We start from the raw sequence: 15,221 nt of genomic DNA, 5'->3' as shown, positions 1-15,221 counted from the left end.
TGCGCGCGCTGCCGACCAGACTTCCCGGCTCACCTTGCCTGCTGCGCGAGCGTAACCGACGCCGGCGGGACACCGCTCAGGGTTCGAAGCGGTAGCCCATGCCCGGCTCGGTGATCAGGTGGCGGGGGTGGGCCGGGTCGCGCTCCAGCTTCCGGCGCAGCCCGGCGAGGTAGACGCGCAGGTAGTTGGTCTTGCGCTCGTGCCCGGGACCCCACACGTCCATCAGGAGGTGGCGGCCCGTCACCAGCCGCCCAGGGTGCCGGATCAGTACGGTCAGGATGCGCCACTCCGTGGGTGTGAGCCTGATCGTCGTGGCGTCCTGCGCGAACCCGCTGTCCTGGGTCAGCCGGACCGTGCAGCTGTCCAGGTCGACGGTGTAGTCGCCGATGACGGCGCTGCCGCCGGTCGGCTCATCGAGCACCGGCCGGCGCAGCACGGCGCGCAGCCGGGCCAGGAGTTCGTTCATCGAGAAGGGCTTGGTGACATAGTCGTCGGCGCCCGCGTCCAGCGAGGAGATCTTGTCGGTCGCGCCGGAGCGACCAGACAGGACGATGACCGGAACCGTGCTCCATACGCGCAGGGCGCGGATGACATCGAGGCCGTCCAGCCCCGGCAGGCCGAGGTCGAGGATGATCGCGTCCGGCGGGGTGCGGGCGGCTTCGTCCAGCGCTCCGTCTCCGTCGGGCGCGGTGGCGACGGTGTAGTGGCGGGCTTCGAGGTTGATCTGCAGGGCGCGGAGCATCTGCGGCTCGTCGTCCACGATCAGGACTCGGGTCATGGCTGTGCTTCTTCGTGGTGAGTGGTTTCGGCGGGGAGCGAGAGGACCATGGTGAGTCCCCCGCCCGGGGTGTTCTCCGGGGTGAGGGTGCCTCCCATGGCCTCGGCCAGTCCCCTGGACAGGGCCAGGCCGAGGCCGACCCCCGTGTCGTTGTCGGTGTCGCCGAGCCGCTGGAAGGGCAGGAAGACCCGGTCCCAGTCGGCCGACGGCAGGCCGGGTCCGCGGTCGATGACACGGATCTCCACGCTGGAGTCCAAGGTGCTGGCGGTGACCAGCACCGGATCAGTGCCGTTGTGCCGCAAGGCGTTGGCGACCAGGTTGGCGATGACCCGTTCGAGCAGTGGCGGGTCTGCGAGTACGGGCGGGGCCTGTTCCAGGCCCTGGGTGCGGACCGCCAGCGGGACGGTTTCGGTCAGCGAGTCAACGGCCGCGGACAGGACGTCCTCCAGCGCGGTGGGCTGCAGCTCCAGCGAGAGCGCGCCCGCCTGCAGCCGGCTCATGTCCAGCAGGTTGTCGACCAGCCGGGTGAGTTTGCCGAGCGACTCCTCGGCGGTGAGCAGCAGTTCGGCCTGGTCCTCGGGCGAGAACTGGACGTCCTGGCTGCGCAGTGAGCTGACCGAGGCGAGGGCGACGGCGAGGGGGGTGCGCAGGTCGTGGCTGACCGCGGCCAGCAGGGCGGTGCGCATCCGGTCGGCCGCCTTGACGGGCTCCACCTCGGCGGCGGCCTCGGCCAGGCGGGCGCGGTCGAGGGCCACCGCGACATGGGCGGCGAAAGCGGCCAGAACCTTGCGGTCGGCGGCGGGCAGCGGGCGTCCGCGCAGCACCAGGACGGCGTCCTCGCCGACCGGGACCTCTTCGACGGACTGGCCTTCCGACGCCTCTGGACTCGCCTGTCCCGGAGGATCCTCGGGACCCGAAGTGCCGCGTGGTCCCACGTGTGCGACCGCCTCTCTATCCATCGCGTACACGAGCGACGCGCTGTCTACTGGCTGCTGGTGGAGCAGGGTGACCGATTCCATCCCGAACGTCTCACGCAGCCGGGCCAGCAGTGCCTCGACCGCGCTCTGGCCGCCGAGGATGCTGCCCGTGAGCGCGGACAGGGTTTCGGCTTCGGCGGTGGCGCGGGCCGCGCGTCGCGACAGTCGGGCGGCCCGGTCCACGACGGCAGCCACGACCATCGCGACGGTGGCGAAGACGACCAGCGCGAGCACGTTGTTCGGCGAGGAGATGGTGAACTGGTGGATGGGCGGGATGAAGTAGTAGTTGAGCAGCACTGAGGCGATCAACGAGGCCACCAGCGCGGAGGTTACGCCGCCGAGCAGGGCCACGCCGACGACGGCGACCAGGAAGAGCAGGATGTCGCTGGTGAGATTCACCGTGCCCCGGGTCTGGCTGAGCAGGGCGGTCAGCACGAAGGGCGTGACCAGTCCGGCCAGCGGTCCGGCGATGCGGCGTCCGCGCGAGTGCAGCCTGCCGGGTACGGGCAGGCGGCGTCCGCGTCCGGACTGCTCGTGGGTGACCATGTGCACGTCGATGTCGCCGGAGAGTTCGACCGTGGTCTCGCCGATGCCGCGCCCGGTGAGCGAGCGCAGTAGTGCGCTGCGCCTGCTGGTGCCCAGGACCAGCTGGGTGGCGTTCTCGGCGCGGGCGAAGTCGAGCAGGGCGCGCGGGACATTGTCGCCCACGACGGAGTGGTAGCTGCCGCCCAGGCTCTCCACCAGGCGGCGCTGGGCCGCGAGCGCGGCCGGTGAGGCGTCGGCGAGGCCGTCGCTGCGAGCGACGTGGACGGCGAGGACTTCACCACCCGTCGCCCGGTCGGCGATGCGGGCGGCACGGCGGATCAGGGTCTCTCCTTCGTTTCCGCCGGTGAGCGCGACGACCACGCGCTCGCGGGTCTCCCAGACGCTCCCTATGCCGTGCTCGGCGCGATAGCGCTGCAGGCCCTCGTCGACCCGTCCGGCCAGCCAGAACAGGGCGAGCTCGCGCAGCGCGGTCAGATTGCCGACCCGGAAGTAGTGCGACAGCGCCGCGTCGACCTTCTCGGCCGCGTAGACGTTGCCGTGCGCCATCCGCCGGCGCAGACCCTCCGGCGCCATGTCGACCAGCTCGATCTGGTCGGCGCGCCGCACGACCTCGTCCGGCACGGTCTCCCGCTGCGGCACACCGGTGATCTTCTCGACCACGTCGTTGAGCGACTCCAGGTGCTGCACATTGACGGTCGTGATCACGTCGATACCCGCGTCCAGCAGCTCCAGCACGTCCTGCCAGCGCTTGGCATACCTGCCGCCCGGGATGTTGGTGTGGGCCAACTCGTCCACCAGGGCCACCTCGGGGCGCCGGGCCACCACCGCGTCCGTGTCCAGCTCGGTGAACTCCGTCCCGCGGTAGCTGCGGGTGAGGCGGGGCATGACTTCGAGCCGTTCGAGCCGCTCCTCGGTGCTCCTGCGCCCGTGGCACTCCACGAAGGCCACCACCACGTCGGTGCCTCGGTCGGCGCGGCGCCGGGCCTCGTCCAGCATGCGGTAGGTCTTCCCCACTCCGGGGGCCGCACCGAGGAAGACCTTCAGCCTGCCTCTTCCCCCGTTGCCGCGCGGATACGGGGGCGGCTGCTCGTGCTGGCGTACCAACGGAAGATCCTTTCCTGCCTGGCAGGTCGATTGGCCGTGGGAGCGGTTGCGGCTCGGCCGCACGGGACTGGTTGCCCCGTGCGGCCGAGCTGTCGAGCTGTTGGGCGGGGCTCTCTACATCGCGTCAGCCGAGCTGGGTGAGCGCGATGTTGAGCTGCAGGACATCGACCCGGGGCTCCCCGAGGAAGCCGAGGGTGCGGTCCTGGGTGTACTTCTTTACCAGCGCCTGCACCTGGTCCACGGTCAGGCCGCGTGCCTTGGCGACGCGGTTGACCTGGATGGCGGCGTAGGCCGGGCTGATGTCCGGGTCCAGCCCGGAGCCCGAGGAGGTGAGCGCGTCCGGCGGGACCTGGCTCTGCGACACACCGTCGAACTTGGCGATGTCGCTCTTGAGCTGGGTGTAGGTCGTGGCCAGGCCGGCGTCGTTGGTGCCCTTGTTGGTGCCTGCCGACGCGGTCGGGTCGTAGCCGTTGGCGCCGGCGGCCGAGGGACGGGACTGGAACAGCTTCGGGTCGGGGCTGACGGTCTTGCCGTCGGCCGAGGTGACCGTGAAGTTCTGTCCGATCAGGGACGAGCCGACGACCTTTCCGTTCGCCTTCACCAGCGAGCCGTTGGCCTGCTGGGAGAAGGCGACCTGGGAGATGCCGGTGATCGCCAGCGGGTACGCCAACCCGGTGAGGACGGTGAACAGCAGCAGCAGCCGCAGGCCCGTCAGGTGGTTCCGCACCGAGGTGGGAAGGGGTTTAGCCATGATGAGTCACACCACTTCTTTCAGTGCAGACCGGGGATGAACTGGACGATCAGGTCGATCGCCTTGATCCCGATGAAGGGCAGGATCAGGCCGCCGATGCCGTAGATCCCCAGGTTGCGCCGCAGCAACTGCTGGGCCGATGAGGGCTTGTAGCGCACGCCCCGCAGCGCGAGCGGGATCAGGCCGATGATGATCAGGGCGTTGAAGATGATCGCCGAGGTGATCGCCGACTTGGGGCTGTGCAGCGCCATGATGTTGAGCTGGTTCAGGCCCGGGTAGACGCTCGCGAACATCGCCGGGATGATCGCGAAGTACTTCGCGACGTCGTTGGCGATGGAGAAGGTCGTCAGTGCGCCGCGGGTGATCAGCAGTTGCTTGCCGATCTCGACGATCTCGATCAGCTTGGTGGGGTTGGAGTCCAGGTCCACCATGTTCCCGGCCTCCTTGGCGGCCGAGGTACCTGTGTTCATGGCCACGCCCACGTCCGCCTGCGCCAGCGCGGGGGCGTCGTTGGTGCCGTCGCCGGTCATCGCGACCAGCTTCCCGCCCTCCTGCTCCTTGCGGATCAGGGCCATCTTGTCCTCGGGCGTCGCCTCGGCCAGGAAGTCGTCGACCCCCGCCTCCTCGGCGATGGCCGCCGCCGTCAACGGGTTGTCACCCGTGATCATGACGGTCTTGATGCCCATCGCCCGCAGGTCCTCGAAGCGCTGCTTGATGCCGGGCTTGACGACGTCCTTGAGGTAGATCACACCCAGCACCTGGGCCGAGGCCGATCCGCGCTGCTCGGCGACCACCAGCGGGGTGCCGCCGAGGTTGGAGATGCGCTCCACGGCCAGGTCCAGCTCGGTGCCGGTCTCACCGCCGTTGTCACGCACCCACGCGGCCACCGAACCCGCCGCGCCCTTGCGGACAGCGTGCACGCCTGCGGCCTCGTCGAGGTCGACACCCGACATGCGGGTCTGGGCGGTGAACTCGATCCACGTCGCGTGCGACAACTCGCCCTGGTGCCGGGCCCGCAGCCCGTACTTCTCCTTCGCCAGCACGACGATGGAACGCCCCTCGGGCGTCTCGTCCGCCAGCGAGGAGAGCTGGGCGGCGTCAGCCAGTGCATCGGGGTCCACGTCGCCGACGGGCAGGAACTCGGCGGCCTGGCGGTTGCCGAAGGTGATCGTGCCGGTCTTGTCCAGCAGCAGCGTGGACACGTCGCCGGCCGCCTCGACCGCGCGCCCCGACATGGCCAGCACGTTGCGCTGCACCAGCCGGTCCATGCCCGCGATGCCGATCGCGGACAGCAGCGCACCGATCGTGGTCGGGATCAGCGCCACCAGCAGCGAGACCAGCACGATGATGGTCTGCTCGGCTCCGGCGTACTTGGCCATCGGCTGCAGGGTGACGACCGCGAGCAGGAAGACGATGGTCAGCGAGGCCAGCAGGATGTTCAGCGCGATCTCGTTGGGCGTCTTCTGCCGCGCTGCGCCCTCGACCAGGGCGATCATGCGGTCGATGAAGGTCTTGCCGGGCTCCGAGGTGATCTTCACGACGATGCGGTCCGACAGCACCTTGGTGCCGCCGGTCACCGCCGAGCGGTCACCGCCGGACTCGCGGATCACCGGCGCGGACTCGCCGGTGATCGCCGACTCGTCCACGCTCGCGACACCCTCGACCACATCCCCGTCACCGGGGATCACCTGGCCGGCCTCCACGATCACGAAGTCGCCGAGCTTCAGCTCCGCTGCCGGGATCTCCTCCTCGGCCGGGTTCGTGCTGCCGTAGGTCCAGGAGCCGACGACGCGCCTGGCGACGGTGTCGGTCTTGGTGCGGCGCAAGGTGTCGGCCTGCGCCTTGCCGCGGCCCTCGGCGACGGCCTCGGCCAGGTTGGCGAACACCACGGTCAGCCACAGCCACACAGTGATCACCCAGGCGAACACGCTGGGCTTCTCGATCGCCGAGATCGTCGTCAGCACGGAGCCGATCTCGACCACGAACATGACCGGGCTCTTGATCATGACCCGCGGGTCGAGCTTCTTGACCGCGTCGGGGAAGGAGGTGAGCAGCTGCTTGGGGTCGAGCAGGCCCGCGGAGAGCCGGTGCTCGATCTCACCCGCCTGCTGCGGGGTCTCCGGCGGGGCCGCCGGAGTCTTGAGGATGGGGGTGGACATCAGTGGAGACCCTCCGCGAGCGGCCCGAGTGCCAGGGCCGGGAAGTAGGTGAGCCCGACGACGATGAGGATCACGCCGGAGAGCATGCCCACGAACAGCGGGCTGGTGGTTTTGAGCGTTCCGGTGGATTCCGGGATCGGAGTCTGCCGAGCCAGGGAGCCGGCCAGGGCCAGCACGAACACCATCGGTAGGAACCGGCCGAACAGCATGGCCAGGCCGATCGCGGTCTGCCAGTGCGGGCTGGTCACCGTGATGCCGGCGAACGCGGAGCCGTTGTTGTTCGCCGCCGAGGTGAAGGTGTAGAGAACCTCGGAGAATCCGTGCGGCCCGGTGTTGGCCATCCCGCCGCCGTGACCCGCCTTCAGCGACATCGCCAACCCGGTACCGCAGAGCACGATCGCCGGGGTGGTCAGGATGTAGAGGGAGGCGAACTTCATCTCCCGCGCGCCCAGCTTCTTGCCCAGGTACTCGGGGGTGCGGCCGACCATCAGACCGGCCACGAAGACCGTGACGATGGCCAGGATCAGGATCCCGTAGAGGCCCGAGCCGGTGCCGCCCGGCGCGATCTCACCGAACATCATGTTGAGGATCGCGGTACCGCCACCCAGTGGCGTGAACGAGTCGTGCATCGAGTTGACCGCGCCCGTGGACGTCAACGTGGTCGACGCGGCGAACAGCGAGGAGCCTGGGATTCCGAAGCGGACTTCCTTGCCCTCCATCGCCGCACCGGCGATGTGGGAGGCGATGCCGGAGTTCTGGTGCTCGAAGAACGTGATCAGCGAGGCCGACGCCACCCAGTACAGGCCCATCACCGAGAGGATGGTGTAGCCCTGCTTGTTGCTGCCGACCATCTTCCCGAAGGTGCGGCACAGCGCGAACGAGATCACCAGCAGGAGGTAGATCTCCATCAGGTTGGTGAACGGGTTCGGGTTCTCGAAGGGGTGCGCGGAGTTGGCGTTGTAGAAGCCACCGCCGTTTGTACCGAGTTCCTTGATCGCCTCCTGAGAGGCCACCGGACCGCCCGGGATGCTCTGCGAGCCGCCGCTGAGCGTGGTGTACAGGTGCGCGACGTGCAGGTTTTCCACCATGCCGCCGGCCACGAAGACCAGCGCGAAGACGATCGAGATCGGCAGCAGCACGCGCAGCACGATGCGGGTCAGGTCGACCCAGAAGTTGCCCAGCCGGTCGGTCTTGTTGCGAGTGAAACCCCGGATCAGGGCAGCCACCACGGCGATGCCCACCGCGGCCGAGGCGAAGTTCTGCACCGCCAGGCCGGCCATCTGCACGAGGTGGCCCATCGTCGACTCACCGGAGTACGACTGCCAGTTGGTGTTCGTCACGAACGACGCCGCGGTGTTCCACGCCATCGCCGGGGTGACGGCGGGGAAGCCCAGCGAGAGCCACAGGTGCTCCTGCAGCCGCTGGAATCCGTAGAGGAAGAGGACCGAGATGAAGGAGAAGGCCAGAACACTGCGCAGGTACGAGGACCAGGTCTGCTCGGCGTCGCCGTCGACTCCGATCAGCTTGTAGATGCCGCGCTCGACCCGGAGGTGTTTTCTGGAGGTGAGCGTGTGGGCGATGAAGTCACCCAGTGGTCGGTAGGACAGCGCGAGCGCGCCGACCAGAGCCAGGGCCTGCAGGAAGCCCGCAAGAGTAGCGTTCATGTCAGAACTTCTCCGGGAGGATCAGAGCCACGATCAGGTAGGCAACGAGGGCGATCGAGACGATCAGGCCCACGATGTTGTCAACGCTCATCGCGACACCCCCGGGTTCGACGGGAGGGCGGGCGTCAGGGTGGAGAGCTGGGAGGCAGTCACAGCTTCTCCACCCCCTTGACGATCAGGGCGAGGACGGCGAACACAAGGATCGTCACCCCGACGAAGAGCACGTCGAGCATGAGGTTGCACCCCAGGGGTCGAGTGGTTCCGATCCGCCCGGGGGGACTCCCGAACGGCACCGGGAGAACCGGCAACGCCTAGAGAACCGCACGTCAGCCCTTCGGACGATGTCTGTTAACGCCCCTCTGGCGGCCGGTGCGGGAACCTTGACACGGTCTTTACGAGAGGTCACGGGCCGGACACGGTCTTCGTATGCCAACTACGCGCCGCTGCCGCCCAGCTGCGCCACCAGCGGCGGGGCCAATCGTCGGACCGGGCAGACGGCGCGGCTTCGGCGAGTGCGCCGGGTGGGTTACTGAGCTGCCGGACGTGCCCGGTGCGTCTCCTCGCCAATATCGCGTTAAGGCAGGTCATGGGCCTGTCGACGGCTATTGAACCGGGTTGGAGTGGGGCCTACGCTTTTTTGGCCGGACCGTGCACCGTCGCACCGGTCGGCACGAGGGAGTGCGCCATGAGCGTGGTCATCCCAGTTCTGCTGTACATCTGCCTGGTCGGCGCCTTCGTCCTGGTCCCACGGGCCGGTCCGTGGAAGGCCCGCCGCCGCTGCAAGGAGACCGCTTCGGGTCTGCTGGAGACCTACGGCTTCACCGCCGACCCGCAGGCGGGGCCGGAGCTGGTCCCCTGGTCTGCTCCACCCTTCCACTACGGACGGCGGGTACAGGTACTCGACGCGGTACGCGGAGCCTTCGCCGGGCTGACCGCCGAGGTCTTCGGCTACACCTGCCGGGAGAACGGCACCGCCCACTGGTACGGCGTCGCAGTCGTGCACCTGCCCCGGCAGCTGCCGCCGCTGGAGGTACACCACGATCAGGTGTTCGCCTCGACCGCGGTGTACTACGTCCCCGCCTACCCGCAGCGGCCGACGGAGATGGAGGAGTTCGACGCCGCCTACCGGACCTCGACTCCGGATGACGCGCTGGCCGACCGCCTGATCGGCCCGGTCTTCGCACGGGTACTGCTGACCGCCGCCGAGCCCTTCGACTGGCGGGTCGAGGGCGACCTGCTCGTGGTGACCCGGCGCGACGGCTTCACGTCGAGTGCCGCGCTGGTCAGTTGCTGCCTGGCCGCGGTGCACGCCCTCTCGCCGGTGCTGGACCTGGATCCGGACGTTTTCGACGCCCCACGGTCGAGCACGTCCGGGCTCGGCGCCTGAACAAGGACAGGTGATAGGTGATGGCTGCACGATGGAACCGGGACCGGCTGGCCCTGGCCGGAGCACTGCTGGCGCCACCCGCCGCAGCTGCGCTGCTCATCCCCTTCCGCAGCACCCTGCCGGGCGCGGACGCGGCACTGATCCTGGTCGTGGTGGTGGTCGCGGTGGCGGCGAACGGGGACCGGCTGGCCGGGGTACTGGCCTCGCTGTCGGCCGGCGTCTGGTTCGACTTCTTCCTGACCCGACCCTACGAACACTTCACGATCACCAGCAGTGCCGACATCCGAACCACCGTCCTGCTACTGGTCGTCGGCCTCGCGGTGACCGAACTCGCGGTGCGCGGAAGGAAGTTGCGCCGGATCGTACACAGCGGGAACGAGCACGCGGCCGGGGTGCGCACGACCGCGGAACTGGTCGCCTCCGGGGCCGGCGAGAGTGCGGTGATCGACCAGGTCGCCGTCCAGCTCACTGAACTGCTGGCGCTGCGCGGCTGCCGCTTCCACAGCGGCCACCGGGAGGGGTTCCCACCCCTGCTGCGGCCGGACGGCAGCGTGCTCTGGGGCGCGGCACGTTGGGACGTGGAGAACCTGGGGCTGGCCGCCGACGAAATCGAACTGCCCACCCGCTGCCGGGGGGAGACGTTCGGCCGCTTCATGCTGCTGCCGACCCCCGGCACAGCGCCGTCCCTTGCGGCACGAAAGGCCGCCGTGGTCCTGGCCGACCTGGTCGGCGCGATGCTGGCGGCCGACGCCGCGCTGGAGCAGCCCGCGCCCGGCTGAGCGAGCCACCCGCACGGTTTCTCCTCGGACTCTGGACACGACGCGGCCCATGCCGCGTCAATACGGCGGCAAGATTGGGCGCCTACGTGTTGGGAGCGCGTCAGGAGGGGCTGTTCAGGTCGGGGACCAGCGCTTTCATATGTCCCGGGCGGCGGTAGGACGCCGCCCGGACATCTGAGAGGGCTCCTATGAGTGTGGACAATCTGGTCGGGCTGCCCGTCGCGGGCGGCCTGGTCGGTTACCTGGTGCTGGCCATCCGCTTTCCGGAGAAGTTCTGATGACCGCGCAGGCGCCGGTTCGGGCGTCCTCCGGCGGGTCGGGACCCAAGCGCACCCAACCCCCTGATACCAACTCCCCTGCAAAGGGCCGCGCCTACCGGGTCGGCGCGGGCGCGCTGAGGCCGGGACAGTTGTGGCGGGCGCTGCCCGAGGCGCTGCGCAAGCTCAACCCGGTGTCGCTGGTGCGCAATCCGGTCATGTTCGTCACCGAAGTCGGCGCGGCACTGACCACCGGCCTCACGATCGCCACGCCCACCCTCTTCGGCTGGCTGATCACCGCCTGGCTCTGGTTGACCGTTGTGTTCGCCAATCTCGCCGAGGCGGTAGCCGAGAGCCGGGGAAGGGCCCAGGCCGACTCGCTGCGCCGGACCCGACAGCAGACCAACGCCCGCAGGCTGGCCGGCTGGTCGGAGAGCCGCACGGACCTTCCGCAGAGCGAGGAGGAGGTGTCCGCCGCCGAACTGCAACGCGGAGACTTCGTGGTGGTGGAGGCCGGCGGGGTGATCCCCGGGGACGGCGACGTCGTCCAGGGTGTTGCCAGCGTCGACGAGTCGGCGATTACCGGGGAGTCGGCACCGGTGATCCGCGAGTCCGGCGGCGACCGATGCGCGGTGACCGGCGGCACCCGGGTCCTGTCCGACCGGATCATCGTACGGATCACCCAGCAGCCCGGGATGAGCTTCCTGGACCGCATGATTTCCCTGGTCGAGGGCGCGAAGCGGCAGAAGACCCCCAACGAGCTGGCACTCAACCTGCTGCTGGTCGCGCTGACCTTCATCTTCCTGATGGCGACGGTCACCCTCCAACCGATGGCGATCTTCTCCAAGCAGGTGATGGCCGCCGCCCCGGACACCCCCGCGATCAGCGGCAACGGCGTCACCGGGATCGTCCTCGTCTCCCTGCTGGTGTGTCTGATCCCCACCACCATCGGGGCGTTGCTCTCGGCGATCGGAATCGCCGGCATGGACCGGATGGTGCAACGCAACGTCCTGGCGATGTCGGGACGCGCGGTCGAGGCGGCCGGCGACGTGCACACCCTGCTGCTCGACAAGACCGGCACCATCACCTTCGGCAACCGGCAGGCCGCCGGATTCCTTCCGGTCGGCGGCACAGTCGAGGAGGCGCTCGCCTCCGCAGCTCTGCTGTCCAGCCTCGCCGACGAGACACCCGAGGGCCGCTCAGTGGTCGAGTACGCCCGCGAGCACTACGGACTCACCTCCGAGGTCCAGCAGGGCGCGCAGTGGGTGCCCTTCTCCGCCACCACCCGAATGTCGGGCGTCGACCTCATCCACCCCATGGGCCGCAGCCTGCGTAAGGGCGCGGCTGCGGCAGTCGCCGCCTGGGTGCGCGAGCACGGCGGCACCGTCCCGAACGGTCTCGACGCGGTCGTCGACTCGGTCTCCACCTCGGGCGGCACACCGTTGGCCGTGGCCGAGGCGATGGACGGACGCGCCCGGGTACTGGGCGTCATCCACCTCAAGGACGTCGTCAAGCCCGGCCTTCGCGAGCGCTTCGACCAGCTGCGTGCCATGGGTATCAAGACCGTCATGATCACGGGCGACAACCCGGCGACAGCCGCCGCCATCGCCGAGGAGGCGGGAGTCGACGACTTCCTCGCCGAGGCGACTCCGGAGCAGAAGCTCGCACTGATCAAGGAGGAGCAGGAGGGCGGCAAGCTGGTCGCGATGACCGGCGACGGCACCAACGACGCCCCCGCGCTGGCGCAGGCGGACGTCGGTGTGGCCATGAACACCGGTACCTCGGCCGCCAAGGAGGCCGGGAACATGGTGGACCTGGACTCCAACCCCACCAAAATCATCGAGATCGTGGAGATCGGCAAACAACTGCTGATCACCCGCGGCGCACTGACAGCCTTCTCGATCACCAACGACATCGCCAAGTACTTCGCGATCCTCCCCGCGATGTTCGCAGGGGTCTACCCAGCGCTGGGCCGGCTGAACATGATGCACCTGCACTCGCCGCTGTCCGCGATCCTCTCGGCCGTGATCTTCAACGCCGTGGTCATCGTGGCACTGATCCCGCTCGCCCTGCGCGGCGTGCGCTACCGGCCCAGCAGCGCATCCGCCCTGCTGACACGCAACCTGTGGGTCTACGGCCTCGGCGGCGTCGTCGCACCGTTCCTGGCGATCAAGTTCATCGACTTCGCCATCGTCCAGTTCATCCCGGGGATCTGATCATGCGTCGCACTCCGCACTGGGCCGCCCAGCACCTCGCCGCTGTTCGCGTCGTCCTGGTACTCACCGTCGTGGTGGGCCTGCTCTACCCGCTCGCCATGACCGCGTTCGCCCAACTGCCCGACTTCCGGCACCAGGCGCACGGCTCGCTGGTCACTGCGCAGGGCAGGGCCGTCGGCAGCAGCCTCATCGGCCAGAACTTCACCGACGCCAAGGGCAATCCGCTGATCCAGTACTTCCAGCCGCGCCCCTCGGCCGCCGGCAACGGGTACGACCCCACCGCCAGCGGGGCGAGCAACCTCGGCCCCGAGAGCGTGGTCGACCAGCTCCCGACCGCCGGGCAACCGAACTCGGGCAAGCCCAGCCTGCTCACCCAGGTCTGCGCCCGCAGCCTCGCCGTGGGCCAACTGGAGCACGTCGACGGGTCACGCCCCTACTGCACCCCGGACGGGGTCGGCGCCGTACTCGGCGTCTACCGCTCCGGCGGGCTCACCGGGGCCGTCACCCGGGTGGTCAGCCTCAACCAGGCCTGTCCCACCAAACCGTTCCTGACCAGCTATCAGGGCGTGGCCGTCCAGTGCGCCAAGCCGACCGAGGACTACAGCGCCGCGCTGACCGTCCCGGTCCGCGGCAACGCCCCGGCCAACCCGGTCGTCCCCCCGGACGCGGTCACCGCCAGCGCCAGCGGCCTCGACCCACAGATCGGCCCCGCCTACGCCCGGCTCCAGGCAGCCCGCGTCGCCAACGCACGCGGCATGCGCGTCGCCGACGTACTGAAACTGGTCAGCCAGTACACCACCGGCCGCGCCCTTGGCGTGCTCGGCGAACCCGGCGTCAACGTCCTGGAACTCAATCTCGCGCTGGACCGCAGCCACCCCTACCCCGCCAAGGAGGCGTGACCATGTCCGGATGGCTGCAAGCCCTGCTCGTCCTCACCGTCCTGGTCGTCGTGCACGTACCGCTCGGCGACTACATGGCGAGGACCCTGGACGGCGGCTCCCACTGGAGAGCCGAACGCCTGCTCTACCGCCTCTGCGGCATCGACGCCGACCGCGAGCAGGACTGGAAGCACTACTTCACCGCGCTCATCGCCTTCAGCCTGATGAGCATCCTCGCCCTGTTCGGCCTGTTCACCTGCCAGCAGTGGTTGCCCTGGTCGCTCGGCCACGGCGGCATGCCCTGGCAGCTGGCCCTGAACACCGCCGTCAGTTTCACCACCAACACAAGCTGGCAGAACTACGCCGGCGAGACCACCACCGGCCACCTCGCGGTGATGGCAGGACTCGGCGTGCAGGCCTTCGCCTCGGCGGCGGTCGGCATGTGCGTCGGCCTCGCCCTGATCCGCGGCCTGGTCCGGCGCAGCACCGGCGACCTGGGCAACTTCTGGGTCGACCTGTTCCGCTGCATTCTGCGGGTACTGCTGCCGCTGGCCGTCGTCTCCGGCATCGTGCTCATCGGCCTGGGCGTCGAGCAGAGCCTGCACGGCGCGCAGACCCTCACCACCGTGACCGGTACCAAGCAGACCCTCATCGGCGGCCCGGTCGGCTCCTGGGAGCCCATCAAACTGCTCTCCGGCGACGGCGGCGGCTTCTTCAACGCCAGCAGCGCGCATCCGTTCGAGAACCCCTCGACGTGGAGCACCGCCCTGGAGATCCTGCTGATGCTGCTGGTGCCCACAGCCTTCATCCGCACCTTCGGCCGCATGGTCGGCAGCCTCAAGCAGAGCTGGACCCTGCTCACCGTCGTCGGCATCCTCTTCGGCCTGCTGCTCGCGGCGGGCACGATCGCGCAGAGCGCCCACACCGGCACCGTCACCGCCGCCGTCGGCGGCCAGTACGAAGGCACCGACACCCGCATCGGCATCAACGGCAGCACCCTGTTCGGCGTCTCCGCCACCGGCTCCGCCGACGGCGCGGGCGCGGCCTCGTACGACAGCTTCTCCAGCATGGGCGGCGGGGTACTGCTGGCCGCGATGATGCTCGGCGAGGTCAGCCCCGGCGGCACCGGCAGTGGGCTCTACGGGCTGCTGATCGCTGTGCTGCTGGCGGTCTTCGTCGGCGGGCTCATGGTCGGCCGCACCCCGGAGTACCTCCGCAAGCGCATCGGCTTCACCGAGATGCGCTACGTGGTCTGCTACGCGCTGGTGGCCCCGACGCTGATCCTGGTGTTCAGCGCGCTGGCGATCGCACTGCCGCAGGGCCGCTCCGCGATGGGCAACCCGGGCGCACACGGCCTCACCGAGATCATCTACGCCTTCACCAGCAACGTGCAGAGCAACGGCAGTTCCATGGGCGGCCTGAGCGGCAACACCCGTTCTACAACCTCACCATGGCCGCCGCGATGTTCATCGGCCGCTACCTGCCAATGGCCTTCGTCCTGGCCCTGGCCGGACAACTCGCCAGGCAACGGCCGGGCGCGGTCACGGTGGGCACGCTGCGCCCCTACGGCGTGAACTTCGTCGCCCTGGCCAGCGGCGCCGCGCTGGTTCTGGCCCTGCTCAACTTCCTGCCCGCTCTCTCCCTCGGCCCGCTGGCCGACGGTCTGCACTGACGGCACCACATGCTGTTCCGGCGCCGGGTCCGAGCAGTTGAGGACTCGGCGCC

12 protein-coding genes and 1 pseudogene are annotated in these 15,221 nt (G+C 69.3%); 6 read left to right on the top strand and 7 right to left on the bottom strand.

Features of this window, described 5'->3' with window-relative positions:
- Positions 1–76: 76 nt before the first annotated feature.
- The 7 genes from ABIA33_RS29290 to ABIA33_RS29260 form a co-directional block, all read right to left on the bottom strand.
- Entirely contained in the window at positions 77–778 is a 702-nt protein-coding gene (locus ABIA33_RS29290) for a response regulator (protein WP_370085677.1), read from the bottom strand.
- The gene (locus ABIA33_RS29285) at positions 775–3,405 is read right to left on the bottom strand and encodes an ATP-binding protein (RefSeq protein ID WP_370085676.1); all 2,631 of its coding nucleotides are present in this window, start codon (positions 3,403–3,405) and stop codon (positions 775–777) included. The genes ABIA33_RS29290 and ABIA33_RS29285 overlap by 4 nt, the downstream gene beginning before the upstream one ends.
- Positions 3,406–3,529: 124 nt before the next feature.
- Positions 3,530–4,156, bottom strand: a complete 627-nt coding sequence (gene kdpC / locus ABIA33_RS29280; RefSeq protein WP_370085675.1) for a potassium-transporting ATPase subunit KdpC — start codon at positions 4,154–4,156, stop codon at positions 3,530–3,532.
- A 20-nt stretch (positions 4,157–4,176) separates the two neighbouring features.
- Positions 4,177–6,315: a potassium-transporting ATPase subunit KdpB gene (gene kdpB, locus ABIA33_RS29275; RefSeq protein WP_370085674.1), complete on the bottom strand. Its 2,139-nt coding sequence runs from the start codon at positions 6,313–6,315 to the stop codon at positions 4,177–4,179.
- Complete coding sequence (gene kdpA / locus ABIA33_RS29270) at positions 6,315–7,979, bottom strand: potassium-transporting ATPase subunit KdpA (RefSeq protein WP_370085673.1); 1,665 nt, start codon at positions 7,977–7,979, stop codon at positions 6,315–6,317. The genes kdpB (ABIA33_RS29275) and kdpA (ABIA33_RS29270) overlap by 1 nt, the downstream gene beginning before the upstream one ends.
- A 1-nt stretch (position 7,980) precedes the next feature.
- Positions 7,981–8,070, bottom strand: coding sequence for a K(+)-transporting ATPase subunit F (gene kdpF / locus ABIA33_RS29265; RefSeq protein WP_370085672.1), 90 nt, complete (start codon positions 8,068–8,070; stop codon positions 7,981–7,983).
- Between the two features lie 58 nt (positions 8,071–8,128).
- Positions 8,129–8,272, bottom strand: a complete 144-nt coding sequence (locus ABIA33_RS29260; RefSeq protein WP_370085671.1) for a hypothetical protein — start codon at positions 8,270–8,272, stop codon at positions 8,129–8,131.
- A 392-nt stretch (positions 8,273–8,664) separates the two neighbouring features.
- Between ABIA33_RS29260 and ABIA33_RS29255 the strand changes: the two genes are divergently transcribed.
- The 6 genes and pseudogenes from ABIA33_RS29255 to kdpA (ABIA33_RS29230) all read left to right on the top strand — a co-directional run bounded on the left by ABIA33_RS29255 (position 8,665) and on the right by kdpA (ABIA33_RS29230) (position 15,168).
- Positions 8,665–9,366 (top strand): hypothetical protein, encoded by a 702-nt coding sequence (locus ABIA33_RS29255; protein ID WP_370085670.1) that lies wholly within the window; start codon positions 8,665–8,667, stop codon positions 9,364–9,366.
- A 20-nt stretch (positions 9,367–9,386) separates the two neighbouring features.
- On the top strand, positions 9,387–10,145 hold the full coding sequence (locus tag ABIA33_RS29250; RefSeq protein WP_370085669.1) for a DUF4118 domain-containing protein: 759 nt from the start codon (positions 9,387–9,389) through the stop codon (positions 10,143–10,145).
- 188 nt (positions 10,146–10,333) lie between these two features.
- The gene (locus ABIA33_RS29245; protein WP_370085668.1) at positions 10,334–10,423 is read left to right on the top strand and encodes a K(+)-transporting ATPase subunit F; all 90 of its coding nucleotides are present in this window, start codon (positions 10,334–10,336) and stop codon (positions 10,421–10,423) included.
- Entirely contained in the window at positions 10,423–12,618 is a 2,196-nt protein-coding gene (kdpB, locus tag ABIA33_RS29240; protein ID WP_370085667.1) for a potassium-transporting ATPase subunit KdpB, read from the top strand. The genes ABIA33_RS29245 and kdpB (ABIA33_RS29240) overlap by 1 nt, the downstream gene beginning before the upstream one ends.
- A 2-nt stretch (positions 12,619–12,620) precedes the next feature.
- Complete coding sequence (locus tag ABIA33_RS29235; protein ID WP_370085666.1) at positions 12,621–13,517, top strand: potassium-transporting ATPase subunit C; 897 nt, start codon at positions 12,621–12,623, stop codon at positions 13,515–13,517.
- Positions 13,518–13,519: 2 nt separating this feature from the next.
- Positions 13,520–15,168: pseudogene (gene kdpA, locus ABIA33_RS29230) on the top strand (potassium-transporting ATPase subunit KdpA).
- Positions 15,169–15,221 lie beyond the last annotated feature (53 nt).

It is taken from the genome of Streptacidiphilus sp. MAP12-16, from assembly GCF_041262165.1.
GTDB lineage: Bacteria > Actinomycetota > Actinomycetes > Streptomycetales > Streptomycetaceae > Streptacidiphilus.
This window is presented reverse-complemented; position numbering and strand designations above follow the sequence as displayed.

Bases quoted from the DNA above. Each gene is read 5' to 3' on its own strand.
- kdpB (WP_370085674.1), bottom strand. From the start codon at position 6,315: ATGTCCACCCCCATCCTCAAGACTCCGGCGGCCCCGCCGGAGACCCCG.
- ABIA33_RS29245 (WP_370085668.1), top strand. From the start codon at position 10,334: ATGAGTGTGGACAATCTGGTCGGGCTGCCCGTCGCGGGCGGCCTGGTC.
- ABIA33_RS29235 (WP_370085666.1), top strand. From the start codon at position 12,621: ATGCGTCGCACTCCGCACTGGGCCGCCCAGCACCTCGCCGCTGTTCGC.
- kdpB (WP_370085667.1), top strand. From the start codon at position 10,423: ATGACCGCGCAGGCGCCGGTTCGGGCGTCCTCCGGCGGGTCGGGACCC.
- kdpF (WP_370085672.1), bottom strand. From the start codon at position 8,070: ATGAGCGTTGACAACATCGTGGGCCTGATCGTCTCGATCGCCCTCGTT.
- ABIA33_RS29250 (WP_370085669.1), top strand. From the start codon at position 9,387: ATGGCTGCACGATGGAACCGGGACCGGCTGGCCCTGGCCGGAGCACTG.
- ABIA33_RS29255 (WP_370085670.1), top strand. From the start codon at position 8,665: ATGAGCGTGGTCATCCCAGTTCTGCTGTACATCTGCCTGGTCGGCGCC.
- kdpC (WP_370085675.1), bottom strand. From the start codon at position 4,156: ATGGCTAAACCCCTTCCCACCTCGGTGCGGAACCACCTGACGGGCCTG.
- kdpA (WP_370085673.1), bottom strand. From the start codon at position 7,979: ATGAACGCTACTCTTGCGGGCTTCCTGCAGGCCCTGGCTCTGGTCGGC.
- ABIA33_RS29290 (WP_370085677.1), bottom strand. From the start codon at position 778: ATGACCCGAGTCCTGATCGTGGACGACGAGCCGCAGATGCTCCGCGCC.